This window comes from Agrobacterium genomosp. 2 str. CFBP 5494 (assembly GCF_900013495.1).
Lineage (GTDB): Bacteria > Pseudomonadota > Alphaproteobacteria > Rhizobiales > Rhizobiaceae > Agrobacterium > Agrobacterium pusense.
In genome coordinates this window covers 339,843-357,402 of the sequence record NZ_LT009718.1, presented here as the reverse complement: position 1 = coordinate 357,402, position 17,560 = coordinate 339,843, and the positions used below count along the sequence as shown (strand labels likewise).

Sequence of the window (17,560 nt, the reverse complement as noted above, 5' to 3'; positions counted from 1 at the left end):
AACGCAAGAGCCGAAGTTTAAAAAACTTAGTAATTTCAATATATTAATCGATTTAAAAGATTTTATTTCTTTTTAAATCGGTTGAAGACGCATTAAAATTCAGCTGCGGCGTCTCTACGAAATCTCCTCGTCCTACCCTAGCGATTTTGGGGTGAGTTTTCCTTTGCCACAATTTGTTCCACCTTTATACTCAAGAGAGTGGCTCGCGGCGCACAACCTGGCTGGGTGAATGTCGGGAGTTACGAGAAAATGACGATGGAGACCAACTACATGCAGACGATCGCGCTTGTCGACGATGACCGGAATATTCTCACTTCGGTATCGATCGCGCTCGAAGCCGAAGGCTACCGGGTCGAAACGTATACGGACGGCGCTTCCGCGCTTGACGGGTTGATCGCCCGTCCGCCGCAGCTCGCCATTTTCGATATTAAGATGCCCCGCATGGATGGCATGGAGCTTTTGCGGCGCCTTCGCCAGAAGTCGGATCTGCCGGTCATCTTCCTCACCTCGAAGGATGAAGAGATCGACGAATTGTTCGGCCTGAAGATGGGCGCGGACGACTTCATCACCAAGCCGTTCTCGCAACGCCTTCTGGTGGAACGCGTCAAAGCCATCCTGCGCCGCGCCAGCAGCCGCGAAGCATCCGCCGCAACCGGCAACGTTCTGAAGCCGACTGCAGACCAACAGGCGCGCACACTGGAGCGCGGGCAGCTCGCCATGGATCAGGAACGCCACACCTGCACCTGGAAGGGCGAACCGGTAACACTGACGGTGACCGAATTCCTCATCCTGCATTCGCTGGCACAACGTCCAGGTGTCGTGAAAAGCCGCGACGCGCTGATGGATGCCGCTTATGACGAGCAGGTCTATGTGGACGACCGCACCATCGACAGCCACATCAAGCGTCTTCGCAAGAAGTTCAAACTGGTCGATGGCGACTTCGATATGATTGAAACGCTTTATGGCGTAGGATATCGCTTCCGCGAAGCGGCTTGAACGAGCCGACTCACGCAGAAGGGACCGCCCGGTATGGGGTGGTAAGGACTTGAATACGTGTTGAAAAAAACGCCGGAAACCGTCTCGGACAGTGACGATGCCGAAGAACGCGGCAGCGAACGCCGCCATCGTATCCATCCGCTGACGATCATCCGGCGTATTTTCGGCAATGCGGTGTTTTCCAGCCTCACGCGCCGCATCCTGTTCTTCAACGTCGCCGCGACGGTGGTTCTGGTCGGCGGCATTCTCTATCTCAACCAGTTCCGTGAGGGGCTGATCGATGCGCGCGTGGAAAGCCTGCTGACGCAGGGCGAAATCATAGCCGGCGCGGTTTCCGCTTCCGCCTCTGTCGATACCAACTCGATCACCATCAATCCGGAAAAGCTGCTCGAATTGCAGGCGGGCCAGAGCATCACGCCCGCACCGAACGATGAGGATTTGAGTTTCCCGATCAATCCCGAACGGGTGGCACCAGTGCTGCGGCGGCTGATTTCGCCGACGCGCACCCGCGCGCGGCTGTTCGATGCGGACGCCAATCTGCTGCTCGATTCCCGCCATCTTTATTCGCGCGGTCAGGTGCTGCGCTTCGACCTGCCGCCAGTAACGCCCGAGACGCAGACCTGGGGCGACTGGTTCACCAGCATGTTCAACCGCATGCTGCAGCCGAGCAGCCTGCCGCAATACAAGGAAGCGCCTGGCGGCGATGGCTCTATCTATCCGGAAGTGATGAACGCGCTGACCGGCGTGCGCGGCGCGGTCGTGCGTGTCACGGAAAAGGGTGAGCTGATTGTTTCCGTGGCCGTACCGGTACAGCGCTTCCGGGCCGTGCTCGGCGTTCTGCTGCTTTCGACACAAGCGGGCGATATCGACAAGATCGTGCATGCCGAGCGCCTCGCCATCATGCGCGTCTTTGGCATCGCCACGCTGGTCAACATCGTGCTGTCGCTGCTCCTCTCCTCCACCATCGCCACGCCGCTGCGGCGGCTGTCGGCGGCCGCGATCCGCGTGCGCCGCGGGGCGAGAACCCGTGAGGAAATACCGGATTTCTCGGCGCGCCAGGATGAGATCGGCAACCTCTCTATTGCGCTGCGTGAAATGACGACGGCGCTTTACGACCGTATCGATGCGATCGAAAGTTTCGCCGCCGATGTCAGCCATGAGCTCAAGAACCCGCTGACCTCGCTGCGCAGCGCCGTGGAAACCCTGCCGCGCGCCAAGACCGAAGAGTCCAAACAGCGCCTGACCGAGATCATCTTCCACGATGTGCGCCGCCTCGACCGCCTGATCAGCGACATTTCGGATGCGTCGCGGCTCGATGCCGAACTGGCGCGCGCCGACGCCGCGCCGCTCGATCTTGATGTGCTGATGAAGGGTCTGGTGGATATATCCCGCCAGATAAGCACCAAGAAGAAAAGCGTGACGATCGACTATGTTGTCGACCGGAAAGCGGGCGCAAAGACCTCCTTCGTGGTGAACGGCCACGATCTGCGTATCGGCCAGATCGTCACCAACCTCATCGAGAATGCGCGCTCCTTCGTTGCCGAAGAAAGCGGCCGCATCACGGTACGCCTCTCCCGTCACAAGGATCGTTGCATCGTGCAGGTGGAGGACAACGGGCCCGGCATTCAGGCCGAAGATATCGACCGGATTTTTGAGCGTTTCTACACCGACCGGCCGGCGAGCGAAGGTTTCGGACAGAACTCCGGCCTTGGCCTTTCCATCAGCCGCCAGATCGCGGAAGCCCATGGCGGCAGCCTGCGGGCAGAGAACGTCGTCGACAAATATGGCGTGATATCAGGTGCGCGCTTCACTCTGTCGCTGCCGGCGGCCGAAACCCATGAACGCTGAACGCTTCAACCTGCATGCAACCGCCATCGTTGTTCAAAACACCGGCATCCTTTTCACGGGGCCGTCGGGCAGCGGCAAAAGCGAACTCGCCTTCAGCTTCCTGACGGAGGCGGAACGGTGCGGATTGCCGGCCGCATTGATCGCGGACGATCAGATTTTCGTGTATCGCGATGGCGAGACCATCATCGCCGAACGGCCGGAAGCCATCGCCGGCCTGTTGGAATTACGCGGCAGCGGCATTGTTTCGCTTAAAAGCATTGCGCGCGCGCCACTACATTTCGCCGTCACGACAGTTGTTTCACCCGAAGATCCAAGACTTCCCGAAGATGACGAGATGTTATCGCTGCCGTGCGGAGGGCATCTTCCGCTTCTGCGTATTCCGCTTTCAAGTCTCACGCCCTATGGAAAATTTGCTGCACTTGCTCAGAATCTTTTCAAAACGAATGTGAAGTGACGATGATTCGGGCGATTTTAGGCTTGCGATTCGCATTTTCCTCATCAAGATGAAATCCCACCGATGGACAGGATTGCCGCGTTGCGATAGTCGGCAATGAGAGTGCGTGTGCAAGGGAGCATTTCATGATCGGACTAGTGCTTGTCACCCATGGCAAGCTGGCTGAGGAGTTTCGTCATGCGTTGGAGCATGTCGTCGGTCCCCAGAAATTGATCGAGACGGTCTGTATCGGTCCCGAAGACGACATGGATCAGCGCCGGCAGGATATCATCGACGCTGTCGCGCGCGCCAATGACGGCAATGGCGTCATCATCCTGACGGACATGTTTGGCGGCACGCCTTCCAATCTTGCGATTTCGGTCATGAATAACGGCAATGTCGAAGTCATCGCCGGGGTTAACCTGCCGATGCTGATCAAACTTGCCGGCGTTCGCAGCGAAGACAATATGGACAAGGCCCTTCAGGACGCATCCGATGCCGGCCGCAAATATATCAACGTCGCCAGCCGCGTTTTAAGCGGCAAATAAGAAGTCAGCCTATGTCGCCACTCTCCCGGGAACTACCGATCATCAACAAACGCGGTCTCCATGCCCGGGCATCAGCGAAATTCGTTCAGATGGTTGAAGGCTTCGACGCGACCATTACGGTTTCGAAAGACGGCATGACCGTCGGCGGCACCTCGATCATGGGTCTCATGATGCTGGCGGCCAGCCCCGGATGCAGTGTCTATGTCGAGGCGAGCGGCAATCAGGCCGAAGAGGCGCTCGCCGCACTTGAGGCCCTGGTCGCCGACCGGTTCGGCGAAGAAGCCTGAGCCGGCGCCATATAAAGACATAAAGACTTCTTTATATCATTATTGCCAGATCGTTCGTGGCCTGCTAAACCGCTGCTACGTAAAAAGCCGGGCCGCAATGTGCGGCGCTTCTGATCTGGAGAATCTCATGAGCCTTGAGAAGGACTACATCGTCGCCGATATCAACCTTGCCGCATTCGGCCGCAAGGAACTGGACATCGCCGAAACCGAAATGCCGGGCCTGATGTCCTGCCGCAAGGAGTTCGGTGAAAGCAAGCCGCTGAAGGGCGCCCGCATTTCCGGTTCGCTTCACATGACGATCCAGACCGGCGTTCTCATCGAGACGCTGAAGGAACTCGGTGCAGACATTCGCTGGGCCTCCTGCAACATCTTCTCGACCCAGGACCATGCTGCAGCGGCCATTGCGGCAGCCGGCATTCCGGTCTTTGCCGTCAAGGGTGAGAGCCTGACGGAATATTGGGAATATACCGACAAGATCTTCCAGTGGACCGACGGCGGTCTCTCCAACATGATCCTCGACGATGGCGGCGATGCCACTATGTACATCCTGCTCGGCGCACGCGCGGAAGCCGGTGAGGATGTGCTCTCCAATCCCGGCTCCGAAGAAGAAGAAATTCTCTTCGCGCAGATCAACAAGCGCCTCAAGGCTTCGCCCGGCTGGTTCACCAAGCAGCGCGACGCGCTGAAGGGTGTCACCGAAGAAACGACGACCGGCGTGCACCGCCTCTACGACCTCAGCAAGAAGGGCCTGCTGCCTTTCCCGGCGATCAACGTCAATGACAGCGTCACCAAGTCCAAGTTCGACAACAAATACGGTTGCAAAGAATCGCTGGTTGACGGCATTCGCCGTGCAACCGACGTGATGATGGCCGGCAAGGTTGCCGTGGTGTGCGGATACGGTGATGTTGGCAAGGGTTCGGCCGCTTCGCTGCAGGGCGCCGGCGCCCGCGTGAAGGTGACCGAAATCGACCCGATCTGCGCACTGCAGGCCGCCATGGACGGTTTCGAAGTCGTTCGCCTGGAGGACGTCGTCTCTTCCGCTGACATCTTCATCACCACGACCGGCAACAAGGACGTGATCCGCATCGAGCACATGCGCGAGATGAAGGACATGGCGATCGTCGGCAATATCGGCCACTTCGACAATGAAATTCAGGTCGCATCGCTGCGTAACCTGAAGTGGACGAACATCAAGCCACAGGTCGACATGATCGAGTTCCCGAAGGGCAACCGCATCATCCTGTTGTCGGAAGGTCGTTTGCTGAACCTCGGCAACGCAACCGGTCACCCCTCCTTCGTCATGTCTGCGTCCTTCACCAACCAGGTGCTGGGCCAGATCGAACTCTTCACCAAGCAGGGCGAATACAAGAACGACGTTTACGTGCTGCCGAAGCACCTCGACGAGAAGGTCGCACGCCTCCATCTCGAGAAGCTTGGTGTGCGCCTGACTGAACTTTCCGACGTTCAGGCAGATTATATCGGCGTCTCGAAGCAGGGCCCGTTCAAGGCAGACCACTACAGATATTAATTTCATAGTTAATATCCACTGAAATTACACAATATCTAGATGCCGCGCGCTTGACAAAGCGCGCGGCATCTTTTTTGCGCGCTCCCTTTTCGCAGATTTATGAAGGCGGTATTGTCATCAGACTTGATTCGGACGCACCACAGGGCGGTGCGGACGAAATGGGATGTCTTGTCGAAGATGCGGCACATAGGACGGAGACAGACCGGGGATGTCGGTTCAAAATTCGGATCTGCGCAAGCAGACAGTTCAACGCGTTGAAAACACGCAAGCGGGCGTGGCATTGAGCGCACAGACTCTGGTGCGTTTTGGCGCATCTGCGGACGGCAAACCGGTGTTCACTTTTCCTGGAAATGCTCTGGCACGTTGCCGGCTGGCAATCCGTGCGATCCGGACCGGCTTTTCATGGCTTCCCTTCCTGCTTTCCGGCACGTTTCTGGCCGGTTCAGCCACCGTGGCGCTAGCGCAGGATGGACTTGCGGCCAAAGCCGGCACTCGGCTGTTTTCATCAGGTGAAACCATAACCTATTCGCTTTTCGTGGGTATGCTTTCCGCGACGCTGTTTTCAGTCGTCTGGCTGGTGCGCCAGCGCGGCAATATAGAGGCGGAGAGCAGCGAATTTCGCCAGGCGCTTGCCCAGTCTCACCACAAGATCGCCAAATACGAAGCGCTGATTTCCGACAAGAGCCGCCGCATCGTCATCTGGGATGGCGCAGAAAACCGTCCGGAATTTCTGGGGCAGCTGCCGGCCGAGACAGGCGTGCCGCAGGCGGACCAGGATTTTCTGGCCTTTGGCCGCTGGCTGAAACCGGCATCCGCCAGTCAGCTTGAGAAATCCATTGAAAAACTTCGTAGCCACGCACAGAGTTTCGATCTCACCATCGAAACGCATCGCGGCGAAGTTATCGAGGTTCAGGGCCGGGTTTCCGGCGGCAATGCCTTTGCACGCTTCATCGCCCTCAACAATCTGCGTGCGGAGCTCGCCGAACTGCAGGTGGAGCGTGAACGGCTGATCGCTTCCGTCTCGACTTTTCAGGAACTTCTCGATTCCATCGAGCAGCCCGTCTGGCGTCGCAATGGCGAAGGCGAACTTATCTGGGTGAACCATGCCTATGCACAGGCAGTGGATGCGCGGAACGCTGAACAGGCCATTCAGGAGAAACGAGAACTTCTGAACACGGTTACCCGGCAGAAGATACGCGCGGCCGCGACCCCGGAATCGCCCTATCACGACCGTATTTCCACGGTGGTTGCGGGTAATCGCAGTTTCTTCGATGTCGTCGACATCAAAACGGCGGGCGGGTCTGCCGGTATCGCCATCGATGCCACCGAGGCCGAAACCATCAGCGAGGAACTGAAGCGGGTTCTGAAGAGCCACGCCGAAACGCTGGATCATCTGGCAACGCCCGTCGCCATTTTCGACGGCCGGCAGCGGCTGCAATTCTATAATCAGGCTTTTGCGACCCTGTGGGGCCTCGACCTGGTGTTCCTCGAATCCGGGCCTGACAATTCAGAGCTTCTCGACAGGTTGCGCACCGCCGGCAAATTGCCCGAGCAGCTCAACTGGAAGAACTGGAAGGAGACGGCGCTCTCCGTATACCGTTCGCTCGATACCAAGACCGATCTCTGGCACCTGCCCAACGGGCAGACACTGCGGGTGATTGCCACGGCTCATCCGCAGGGTGGCGCAACCTGGGTTTTCGAAAACCTGACCGAGCAGGTCGATCTGCAAATGCGCTACAACACATTGGTGAAAGTGCAGGGCGAAACCATCGACCATCTGGCCGAGGGGGTCGCCGTGTTTGGTGCGGACGGTCGTATTCGCCTGTCGAACCCGGCATTCCGGGCGCTGTGGGGCGTGACTGCCGAACAGGCCGAAACCGGAACGCACATCCGCGCCATCGAAACCGCCTGCGCACCGTCCTACGACGGGCCGGACGGCTGGCGCGCCTTCAGCCAGTTCATAACCAGTTTCGATGATGAGCGGCCATCCCGGCAGGGCACACTGGAACTGCTTTCCGGCCTCGTCCTCGATTATGCGATCATTCCGTTGCCGGATGCGCAGACCATGCTGACCTTTGTCAACATGACGGACAGCGTACGGGCTGAGCGCGCCCTTATGGAAAAGAACGACGCTCTTCTCAAGGCAGATGAGCTGAAGAATGATTTTGTGCAGCATGTTTCCTATGAGCTGCGTTCGCCGCTGACAAACATTATCGGCTTCACCGATCTCCTGAAGACCCCGGGCCTTGGGGAATTGACGGAGCGGCAGGCGGAATATCTCGACCATATTTCCACGTCCTCCTCGGTCCTTCTGACGATCGTCAATGATATTCTCGATCTTGCGACCGTCGATGCCGGCATCATGCAACTCAATTATTCGGATAATGACCTGAACGAATTGCTGGAAGATGTTTCGGTGCAGATCGCGGACCGGCTGCAGGAAAGCGGCATTTCACTTCAGATCGTCGCCCCGGCTCATCTCGGCAGCCTGGTGGCAGACCACCAGCGCCTGAAGCAGATCCTCATCAAGCTCCTGACCAATGCGATCAATTTCGCGCCGGAAGGGTCTTCAGTTACGCTTTCCTGCCAGCGCAGCGAAGGTGACTTCATATTCTCTGTGGCGGACAAGGGACCGGGCATCCCGGAAGACATGCTGAAAACGGTCTTCGATCGTTTTTCGACCCGCGGCAATGGCGGCCGGCGAACCGGCGCCGGGCTTGGCCTTTCCATTGTCGAAAGTTTCGTCAGTCTCCACCACGGAACGGTTAGCATAGACAGCCGACCCGGCAACGGCACCACCGTCACCTGCCGCATTCCTTCCGCCACGCGTCCGCATTCCATTGCCGCAGAATGAGCGAAAATGTCTTGCCGATCACCATTCCTCTTGCGGGGGAAAAGGACACCATCAGGCTCGGTGAAGAGCTCGCGCTGGCGCTGAAGCCCGGCGATTGTCTGGCGTTGGTCGGCGACCTTGGCGCCGGTAAATCGACGCTTGCCCGCGCCTTCATCCGGGCGATGGCAGACGAGCCGGATCTTGAGGTTCCGAGCCCCACCTTCACCATCATCCAAACCTATGCCACCCGCATTCCGGTCGCCCATCTCGACCTCTACCGGCTTTCGGATGTTTCCGAACTGGATGAGCTCGGCATTGATGAGATGCTGGAGGATGGCATCTGCCTGATCGAATGGCCGGATATAGCAGGAGAGATTCTGCCACCCGGCCAGACCGTAACCCTGACGTTGACGCATTCCGGTGAAGGGCGGATCGCCTCCATCGAGGCTCCGGCAAAACCGAAAGCGCGGCTTGAGCGGGTTTTTGCCATCCGGGAATTCCTCGCTAGAAATGGCAGAGGTGACGCGGTCCGCCGCTTTCTGAGCGGCGATGCTTCCACCCGTGCCTATGAGACCATTTCCACCGATGGCCCGGACCTTATCCTGATGGATTGGCGGCGCCCCTTGAAAGGCGCCATCGTCGCCGACGGCAAGACCTATGCGGAGATTGCCCATCTCGCCCAGGATGCCCGCTCCTTCGTGGCGATCGGTAATTATCTGCGGAATCGCGGCTTTTGCGCGCCGGAGATCATCACGGCGGACATCGACCAAGGCATTCTCCTGTTGCAGGATCTGGGGCGAGATGGAGTGTTAGCCGCCGATGGCGCCCCAATCGAGGAGCGCTATCTGGAAAGCGTTGCCTTTCTGGCGGCACTTCATCAAGCGTCACAACCCGGTCCCCTGCCCGTGGGTGATGGCAGCACCTATGAGGTTCCACCCTTTGACCGGCAGGCGATGAAGATCGAGGTCTCGCTGCTGGTGGAATGGTATCTGCCCTATAAGCGCGGCAGGCCACTGTCCGATGGCGAGAAGCAGGAATATTACGCCATCTGGGACGCTCTGATCGACTCGCTTGCAGATTGCGAAAACGGGCTGCTGCTGCGCGACTTCCATTCGCCAAATATCCTCTGGCAACAGCAGAATGCCGGCATACGACACGTCGGCCTGATCGATTTTCAGGACGCGATGATTGGCCCGACCGCCTATGATCTCGCTTCCATTGTTCAGGATGCCCGGGTTACAATCGAGCCCGGATTGCAGGCACGCCTGCTTTCGCATTATCTCGAGAGCAGGCGACACACGCCTTCTTTCGATGAGGCTGCTTTTCTCAAGGCCTTCTCCATCATGTCGGCGCAGCGCAACTGCAAGCTTGCCGGTATCTGGGTCAGGCTGATGGAACGGGATGGCAAACCCGGTTATATGAAGCATATGCCGCGGACGTTCCGCTATCTCGCCGCAGCGCTTTCGCATCCGGAACTTGCGCCGCTCAGAGACTGGTGCCTGCGCATGGGCATGGACTTTAACGACTGAAAGACGGTTGACCACGATGACGATCACAAACGCGATGGTGCTGGCCGCCGGGCTCGGTACTCGGATGCGCCCGATCACCGATACGATCCCGAAGCCACTCGTACAGATCGCCGGCAAGCCAATGATCGATTACGTGCTCGACGCTCTTGTGGAAGCCGGTGCCGAAAGAATTGTCGTCAATGTGCACCACCACGCCGACCAGATGGTCGCCCATCTTCAGCGCCGCGCCGATGCCGAAATCCTGATTTCCGACGAACGCTCCCAGCTGATGAATTCCGGCGGCGGTCTCGCCAAGGGTCTGAAGCTTCTGGAACCCGGCCCGGTCTTCGTCATGAATGCCGATCTCTTCTGGATCGGTGAGCAGCTGCACGTGGCCAGCAATCTGCGCAAGCTCGCACAGTTCTTCGATCCCGGTCGGATGGATATGGCACTGCTCTGTGTCGACATGGATCGGACCACCGGCCACAATGGCAAGAGGGATTTCAACCTCGCCGCGGACGGAAGACTGACCCGCCATCGCGAGGGCGACACGAACCCCGTGGTCTATGCCGGCGCCATCGCCATGGACTCGCGGCTGCTTGACGACGCACCCACGGACGCTTTCAACCTGAATATTTACTTCGATCGCGCGATTGAAAAGGCCCGGCTTTACGGGCTGCCGCTGGATGGTCACTGGATTACCGTCGGCACGCCGGACGCCATAGACGATGCTGAGAACATCATCCGGCAATTCAGGGAAAAACGCTCTGCATGACGGGCTCCCACCACGCAAAGCGCGTTCTGACGATCGCTGCGGGAACACCCTTCCTCAAAACGCTTGCGGAAACGCTGTGCGACGGAAGACTGGCGGCAGGCTATCGATATGACCCGGCCGATCCCCTGTCGCTTGCCAAGGTGACGATATATGTGCCGACGCGGCGTTCGGCCCGCGTGCTGCGCTCGGAATTCGTCGATCTTCTTGGCGGCCGTTCCGCCATTCTGCCGCTCATCCGGCCCCTTGGCGAAACGGATGACGACAGCGGTTTCTTCGATGTCGAAAACCCTGAGATCATGGATCTCGCGCCGCCGATTTCCGGCACCGGCCGACTGATCGAACTCGCGCGTCTCATCCTTGCATGGCGCAACAGCCTCCCAGACGCCATCCGGGCGATCCATTCCGATTCGCCGCTGGTCGCCCCCGCCAGCCCGGCCGACGCGATATGGCTCGCGCGTGCGCTGGCAGAGGTGATCGACGCGATGGATACGGAAGAAAAAGATTGGGAAGCGCTTCAGCATCTCGATACCGGTGATCACGCTCAATGGTGGCAGCTCACGGCCGATTTTCTAAAGATCGCCAGCATCTTCTGGCCCGCCCGGCTTGCCGAACTCAACAGATCTTCGGCCGGACGGCACCGCAACGCCATCCTCCGGGCAGAAGCGAACCGAATTGCCACATTGCCGGACACCGGTCCGATCATCGTCGCTGGCTCGACAGGCTCCATTCCGGCCGCGGCCGATCTCATCGCCGCCGTTGCAGCTTTACCGCAAGGCGTGGTGGTGCTTCCGGGGCTTGATCTTGCCATGCCGGAAGAGCAATGGCAGGCGATCGCCGAGGACCCCACCGATCCTTCGAGCCGCACTCACTCGCAATACGGGCTTTATGTCCTGCTGCAGAAACTGGGCATCCTGCGTGACGATGTGGTTCCGATCGGTGCCCTCGACAACGATCTGGAAAAGCGCGCCGCGGTGTTTTCGGCAGCGCTTGCGCCGGCCAAATCCACCAGTGACTGGAACCGATGGCGTGAAGACCGGGATTCCGCAATTTTTGACGATGCCTTTGCAGCGGCCACGCTGATTGAAGCTGCCAACGAGCGCGAAGAGGCCACCGCCATCGCAGTGGCGCTCAGGCTTGCGCTCGAAGCACCAGCCTCGGGACGGCCTTCGCAGGCGGCCCTGATAACACCCGACCGCGGGCTGGCGCGGCGCGTGGCAACGGAGTTGCAACGCTTCGGCATCGAAGCCGACGATTCCGCCGGCACGCCGCTTTCGGCAACGGCCCAGGCCGGCCTCACGCAACTCGCGCTGGAGGCGATCCTGAGACCCGGAGACCCGGTGCCGATCATTTCCCTTCTGAAACACCCGCTCGCCCGTTTCGGGCTCTCGAGCGAAGCTTTCACCAGAGCTTCGAAGGCGCTTGAGCTGATTGCGCTGCGAGGCGGCCGCGTCGAAACTGAAGTGGGCAATCTGGAAACGGTTCTTGACACCCAACTGCTTGCGCAACGCGAGGACAGACATCCGCCCGCCTGGCGGCTGGCTCTGCCTGACGGAAGCGTTGACGCCGCGCGCGATCTGGCGCGACGAATTGCAATGGCCACAGAGCCGCTGCGCTCCGCCTTCGTCCGCCGCGACCGATCTGGCCGGGTCTTTACCGACAGGTTGCCTCTTTCCGACTGGGCGGAACGGACCGGCCGCGTGATGGAAGCCATCTGTGGGGATGAAAATACAGATCTTGCCGCTCTCTGGTCTGGCGAGGCCGGAGACAAGCTTTCCAGCCTCTTTGCCGAACTGATGGAAAGCGGAGATATTCTCGACGCGGACGGTCCGCAATGGATCGATATATTCGCGGCGCTTGTGGCAGGGGAATCAATCAAGCCAAGATCGATGCGCCATCCGCGCATCTTCATTTTCGGCGCGCTGGAAGCGCGGCTGCAAAGTGTCGATACGGTCATCATCGGCGGTCTCAATGAAGGCCTCTGGCCGGGCCAAACGGCGAATAATCCGTTTCTTTCCCGCACCATGAAGACTGCGATCGGGCTGGAGCCGCCGGAACGGCGTATCGGCCAGCTCGCGCATGACTTTGAGATGGCCAACGGCACGCGACACATTTTCTACACCCGGGCGCTCAGGCAGGGCTCCACGCCTGCCGTCGCCTCACGCTGGCTGCAAAGGCTGCTGGCCCTGGGCGGCGAGGATTTTGCCAAAGTCCTTAAAAAACGTGGCGAAACATATCGTCATTGGGCGGGTCTGATGGATGAGAGCATCGAGCAGGAGGCGGCAAAGCGCCCTTCCCCGAAACCGCCGGCTGAATTGCAGCCGACGCGTTACTCCTTCAGCGAAGTGGGCCGCCTGCGCCGCGACCCCTATTCGATCTATGCGCGGCGCATTCTGAAGCTCGACGCGCTTGACCCGTTCAACCGCGACCCGAACGCAGCCGATCGTGGCACGCTCTACCACACGATCATCGAGCGCTATTCCCGTGAGGGGCACATTCCCGGTACGTCGGCCTCGCTTTCGGCCATGCAGCGCATTCTCGACGAATGTTTCGATGCTGAAAACCTGCCTCCCCATGTGGATGTGATCTGGCGGCCACGTTTTGCAGCGGTGGCGCGCGCCTTCATCGACTGGGAAAAAGAACGTCATCCATCCATTCGCCACAGCTTCTACGAGGCTCGCGCCGGACAGGAAATCGTCGAGGCGGGTATAAGGCTGACGGGGATCGCCGACCGCATCGACATCAAGACAAACGGTCAGGCGGATATTATCGACTACAAGACGGGGCTCGCGCCTTCCGTCAATCAGGCGCGCGCTCTGCTTGATCCACAGCTTGCGCTGGAGGCGGCGGCCTTGATGCGCGGCGCCTTCCGCGAAGCCGGTTCACCCACGCCTGAAAACCTCATCTATGTTCGCCTGCGGCCGGGCGAGCGTTTTTTCGCCGATCAGGTCAATAACGAACATTCCAGCCGAAGCGGGAAAAGACCGCCGAAATCGGCGATTGAACTCGCGACGGAATCGATAGAACAGCTCACAAAATTCGTTCATTCGCTGCGCAACGGGGAAAACGGCTTCGCCTCGCGGCTGGTGCCGGAAGAACAGCAATCCTACGGCGGGGAATATGATCACCTCGCCCGCGTTTCGGAATGGTCGACGGCAGAACCGGGAGACGGCGATGACGATTGATCCCTTCGATGCCGGCCCTGCCGCCGACACACCTGAAAGCTGGATCGACTGGACCAGCGCCCGGCAGCGGCTTGCTTCCGATCCCGCCAGTTCCGCCTGGGTGTCGGCCAATGCCGGTTCCGGCAAGACCCACGTACTGACCCAGCGCGTCATCCGCCTGCTTCTGGCCGGCTGCCGGCCTTCGGCGATCCTCTGCCTCACCTATACCAAGGCTGCAGCGTCGGAAATGTCGAGCCGCGTCTTCGACCGTCTGGCGGAATGGGCTACTTTGCCGGATTCCGATCTCAAGGACCGCATCGCCGCCATCGAAGGCAAGGCGCCGGATCGCATCAAGCTTGCCGAGGCGCGCAGGCTCTTCGCCAAGGCGCTGGAAACACCGGGCGGTTTGAAGATCCAGACAATCCACGCCTTCTGCGAGGCGTTGCTGCACCAATTTCCGCTGGAAGCCAATGTCGCCGGCCATTTCTCCGTTCTCGACGACCGCGCCGCAACCACGCTGCTGGCTGAGGCGCGCCGTTCGCTCCTGACCGCGGTTTCGACAGAAAGCGATGCGGACCTGGCGCAGGCGCTGGCCTATGTTCTCGATCTCGCCGATGAAAGCGGGTTGGAAGCGCTGCTCTCCGCCATCATCGCCAATCGCAGTGCCCTGCGGGCCTTCCTTCTGGACGCCAAACAGTCAGGCGGCATCGATGCCCGGTTGCGGCAGGCGATGCAGATTGCAGATGGAGAGACCGAAGAAACTGCCGCGGCCGCTTTCTGGCCTCTGCCCGGCCTCTCCGGCCTCGCGCTCGATACGTACCTCACCCTTGCCGACGAGGTGGGGGGATCACGCGTCATCGATGTCGCCTATGCACTCAGGGAAGCAAAACGACAACCAGACCCCGTGCGGCGGATGGAATTCATCGAAGCCGCCCTGCTGACGGCCAAGGGCGAAAAGAAATCCGATGCCTATGTCATCAACAAGGGCATGCAGAAATCCGCCCCCGAACTTCTCGAGGCGCTGACGCTGGCGCGGGACCATGTCGTTTCCTGCCGCAACCGTTATCGTCTGGTGCGAATGCTGGCGGCGACCAAATGCGCCCTTGTTCTGGCGGAAAGGCTGATCGGTGATTTCGAAGACCTGAAGAAACAGCGAAGCCAGCTCGATTTCGAAGACCTGATCGAGCGCGCGGCCAACCTCCTCAACCGTGATACGGCGGGTGCGTGGGTGCATTACAAGCTGGATCAGGGCATCGACCATATTCTGGTCGATGAGGCGCAGGACACGAGCCCAGTGCAATGGTCGATCATCCAGTCGCTTGCGGCGGATTTCTTCACCGGCGAGAGCGCCCGCATGGGGCGGCGGACGCTGTTTGCCGTGGGCGATGAAAAACAGTCGATCTATTCATTCCAGGGCGCGCGGCCGGAACGGTTTTCGCAGGAGCGCGAAGAGACCAAGAGACGGGTCGACTCGGTCGAACAGGCCTTTCACCGCATTCGCCTGCCGCTATCCTTCCGATCCACGGAGGATGTGCTGGCGGCTGTCGATCAGGTGTTTTCGGACCCGAATAACGCAAGCGGCCTCAGTGCCGATAACGAGCCGGTGGAGCACCGGTCCAACCGCGCTGGCCATCCCGGCACCGTGGAAGTGTGGGATATGGTGGCACCGGAAACCACCGAGGACGAAGAGGATTGGACAGCCCCCTTCGATGCGCTGCGGGAAAGCGCGCCGGCCACCATAATTGCCCGCCGGATCGCCGCGCGCATCGCCGATATGATCGGACGCGAGACCATCATCGAAAAAGGCGTGGAGCGCGCCATCGAACCGGGCGACATTCTGGTGCTTGTCAGAAAACGTCATGCCTTCGTCAATGCACTGACCCGGGAGCTGAAACGGCGCAAGAACATACCCGTTGCCGGCGCTGACCGCCTTCGCTTGACTGACCACATTGCCGTGCAGGACCTTCTGGCGCTCGGTCATTTCGTTGTCCTGCCCGAAGACGACCTTTCCCTTGCCGCACTTTTGAAAAGTCCACTCTTCAACCTGACGGAAGACGACGTTTTCGACATTGCCGCGATGCGATCGGAAACGGAGAGCGTCTGGAAACGGCTGCAAATCCTTGCGCAGGAAGATAATAGCCATCTTTCCAGCGTTACCGCCAAGCTGGAAGGTTTTATCGCGCTTTCTAAAACGGCCACCGTACATGATTTCTTCGCAGCGGTGCTTACACTGCACGACGGACGCAAAAAATTTCTCGGCAGGCTTGGCAACGAGGCAAGCGACGTTCTGGATGAATTCCTGTCCTTCGCGCTGGATCACGAAAGGACCGGCCTGCCCGGCCTGCAGGCCTTTCTCTCCGTCCTGGAAACTGACTCACCGGAGGTGAAGCGGGAGCAGGACAAGGATCGCGGCGAAGTTCGCATCATGACCGTGCACGCCTCCAAGGGGTTGGAAGCACCCGTCGTTTTTGTCGTCGATGGCGGTTCGAAGGCCTTCAATCACAGCCATGTGCCTAAACTGCGTTTTGTCGAAGCAGGTGAAGACGCCTTCCCGGTCTGGTTGCCCGGCAGCGGATTTTCAAACCATCTTATCCGATCGGACGAAGAGCGGCTGAAGACCGCCGCCGAAGACGAATATCGGCGGCTACTTTATGTGGCCATGACGCGCGCCGCCGATCATCTCGTCGTCTGCGGTTATCGCGGCCAGAAGGAAAATCCCGAATGCTGGCATGCCATCGTCAAAAAGGCGCTTGCCAACAACGAAGACCATTGCAAGCCCCAGCTTTTCACGGCGGATGGTGAGGAATGGCGGGGGCTTGTCTGGCGCAAATCCGAACCGCACTCGACACCTGCTCCACAAAGGCCACCGGAAACGCCGCAGCAGGAAGACTATGCCCTCCCAGCGGGACTTCTTACCCCTTTGCCGGCCCTGCCCTCTCTACCGAGACCGCTCAGCCCTTCCGGCGCGGGCACCATCATCGATGACGGTGCGGATGATCTCGCCGTGCGCTCACCGCTGTTCGGGGAGAAAGCCGAGGTTTCTTCATTGGCGCTGCAGCGCGGACGGTTGGTGCATCGCATGCTTCAGGCGCTGCCCGATTTTCCGGAGGTCGAACGGGAAGAGGCGGCGCGCCGTTATGCTGAACGCGCGGCGCGGTTCTGGCCTGTTACCGAGCGCGAGCAATTGGTACGGGCCGTTTTGCGTGTCATGTCCGAACCCGCTGTGCAGCCGGCCTTCTCTGCCAACAGTCGCGCGGAAGTGTCGATCATGGGCACGATGGCCCTCGGCCGGCAGCAATATGCAGTCTCCGGCCGCATCGACCGGCTGGCGGTCGAGGGAGATCGCGTCATCCTGATCGATTACAAGACCAACCGAGTGCCGCCCCGCGAAGCGCGTGAAATACCCTTCTCCCATACGGCGCAGCTCGCCATTTATCGGGAAATTCTGGTACCGCTTTATCCCGGCAAGGAATTTGTCTGTGCGCTGATTTATACGGAAAATGCTGCCTTTATAACGGTTGGCGACGATGCGATGAGAGAGGCCCTTGCCGCAATAAAGACAAAGTGAGATACCGGGGCATTGAAATTTCGACGCGCCCGCATCACATCGATAGTGGAAAAGATTTACTGAAAGGAGAGCCAG

General features: G+C 59.5%; 11 protein-coding genes. All 11 read left to right on the top strand.

The annotated features are described in order from the left end of the window. The first annotated feature begins 270 nt into the window (after positions 1-270). The 11 genes from chvI (at position 271) to addA (ending at position 17,485) form a co-directional block, all read left to right on the top strand. Complete coding sequence (chvI, locus tag AGR2A_RS01600; RefSeq protein ID WP_006700117.1) at positions 271-996, top strand: two-component system response regulator ChvI; 726 nt, start codon at positions 271-273, stop codon at positions 994-996. Positions 997-1,053: 57 nt separating this feature from the next. Beyond that, positions 1,054-2,844: a two-component system sensor histidine kinase ChvG gene (gene chvG / locus AGR2A_RS01595; RefSeq protein ID WP_004444315.1), complete on the top strand. Its 1,791-nt coding sequence runs from the start codon at positions 1,054-1,056 to the stop codon at positions 2,842-2,844. After that, a complete protein-coding gene (locus tag AGR2A_RS01590) occupies positions 2,834-3,298 on the top strand; it encodes an HPr kinase/phosphorylase (protein ID WP_072495232.1) in 465 nt (154 codons plus the stop codon). The genes chvG and AGR2A_RS01590 overlap by 11 nt, the downstream gene beginning before the upstream one ends. A gap of 125 nt (positions 3,299-3,423) precedes the next feature. Further along, complete coding sequence (locus AGR2A_RS01585; protein ID WP_003505374.1) at positions 3,424-3,825, top strand: PTS sugar transporter subunit IIA; 402 nt, start codon at positions 3,424-3,426, stop codon at positions 3,823-3,825. 11 nt (positions 3,826-3,836) lie between these two features. Next, the gene (locus tag AGR2A_RS01580) at positions 3,837-4,112 is read left to right on the top strand and encodes an HPr family phosphocarrier protein (RefSeq protein ID WP_004444304.1); all 276 of its coding nucleotides are present in this window, start codon (positions 3,837-3,839) and stop codon (positions 4,110-4,112) included. A gap of 127 nt (positions 4,113-4,239) precedes the next feature. Beyond that, positions 4,240-5,640: an adenosylhomocysteinase gene (gene ahcY, locus AGR2A_RS01575; protein ID WP_004444302.1), complete on the top strand. Its 1,401-nt coding sequence runs from the start codon at positions 4,240-4,242 to the stop codon at positions 5,638-5,640. 208 nt (positions 5,641-5,848) lie between these two features. Beyond that, positions 5,849-8,494, top strand: coding sequence for a sensor histidine kinase (locus AGR2A_RS01565; protein WP_072495231.1), 2,646 nt, complete (start codon positions 5,849-5,851; stop codon positions 8,492-8,494). Then, positions 8,491-10,002, top strand: coding sequence for a tRNA (adenosine(37)-N6)-threonylcarbamoyltransferase complex ATPase subunit type 1 TsaE (gene tsaE / locus AGR2A_RS01560; RefSeq protein ID WP_072495230.1), 1,512 nt, complete (start codon positions 8,491-8,493; stop codon positions 10,000-10,002). Before AGR2A_RS01565 ends, tsaE begins: the two co-directional genes overlap by 4 nt. Positions 10,003-10,018: 16 nt before the next feature. Continuing rightward, positions 10,019-10,756, top strand: coding sequence for a nucleotidyltransferase family protein (locus AGR2A_RS01555; RefSeq protein ID WP_072495229.1), 738 nt, complete (start codon positions 10,019-10,021; stop codon positions 10,754-10,756). Further along, a complete protein-coding gene (addB, locus tag AGR2A_RS01550) occupies positions 10,753-13,938 on the top strand; it encodes a double-strand break repair protein AddB (protein WP_072495228.1) in 3,186 nt (1,061 codons plus the stop codon). The genes AGR2A_RS01555 and addB overlap by 4 nt, the downstream gene beginning before the upstream one ends. Continuing rightward, positions 13,928-17,485: a double-strand break repair helicase AddA gene (gene addA, locus AGR2A_RS01545; RefSeq protein WP_072495227.1), complete on the top strand. Its 3,558-nt coding sequence runs from the start codon at positions 13,928-13,930 to the stop codon at positions 17,483-17,485. The genes addB and addA overlap by 11 nt, the downstream gene beginning before the upstream one ends. Positions 17,486-17,560 lie beyond the last annotated feature (75 nt).

Coding starts and splice junctions, on each gene's coding strand:
- AGR2A_RS01565 (WP_072495231.1), top strand. CDS start 5,849: ATGTCGGTTCAAAATTCGGATCTGCGCAAGCAGACAGTTCAACGCGTT.
- AGR2A_RS01555 (WP_072495229.1), top strand. CDS start 10,019: ATGACGATCACAAACGCGATGGTGCTGGCCGCCGGGCTCGGTACTCGG.
- addA (WP_072495227.1), top strand. CDS start 13,928: ATGACGATTGATCCCTTCGATGCCGGCCCTGCCGCCGACACACCTGAA.
- AGR2A_RS01580 (WP_004444304.1), top strand. CDS start 3,837: ATGTCGCCACTCTCCCGGGAACTACCGATCATCAACAAACGCGGTCTC.
- tsaE (WP_072495230.1), top strand. CDS start 8,491: ATGAGCGAAAATGTCTTGCCGATCACCATTCCTCTTGCGGGGGAAAAG.
- AGR2A_RS01585 (WP_003505374.1), top strand. CDS start 3,424: ATGATCGGACTAGTGCTTGTCACCCATGGCAAGCTGGCTGAGGAGTTT.
- chvI (WP_006700117.1), top strand. CDS start 271: ATGCAGACGATCGCGCTTGTCGACGATGACCGGAATATTCTCACTTCG.
- addB (WP_072495228.1), top strand. CDS start 10,753: ATGACGGGCTCCCACCACGCAAAGCGCGTTCTGACGATCGCTGCGGGA.
- AGR2A_RS01590 (WP_072495232.1), top strand. CDS start 2,834: ATGAACGCTGAACGCTTCAACCTGCATGCAACCGCCATCGTTGTTCAA.
- ahcY (WP_004444302.1), top strand. CDS start 4,240: ATGAGCCTTGAGAAGGACTACATCGTCGCCGATATCAACCTTGCCGCA.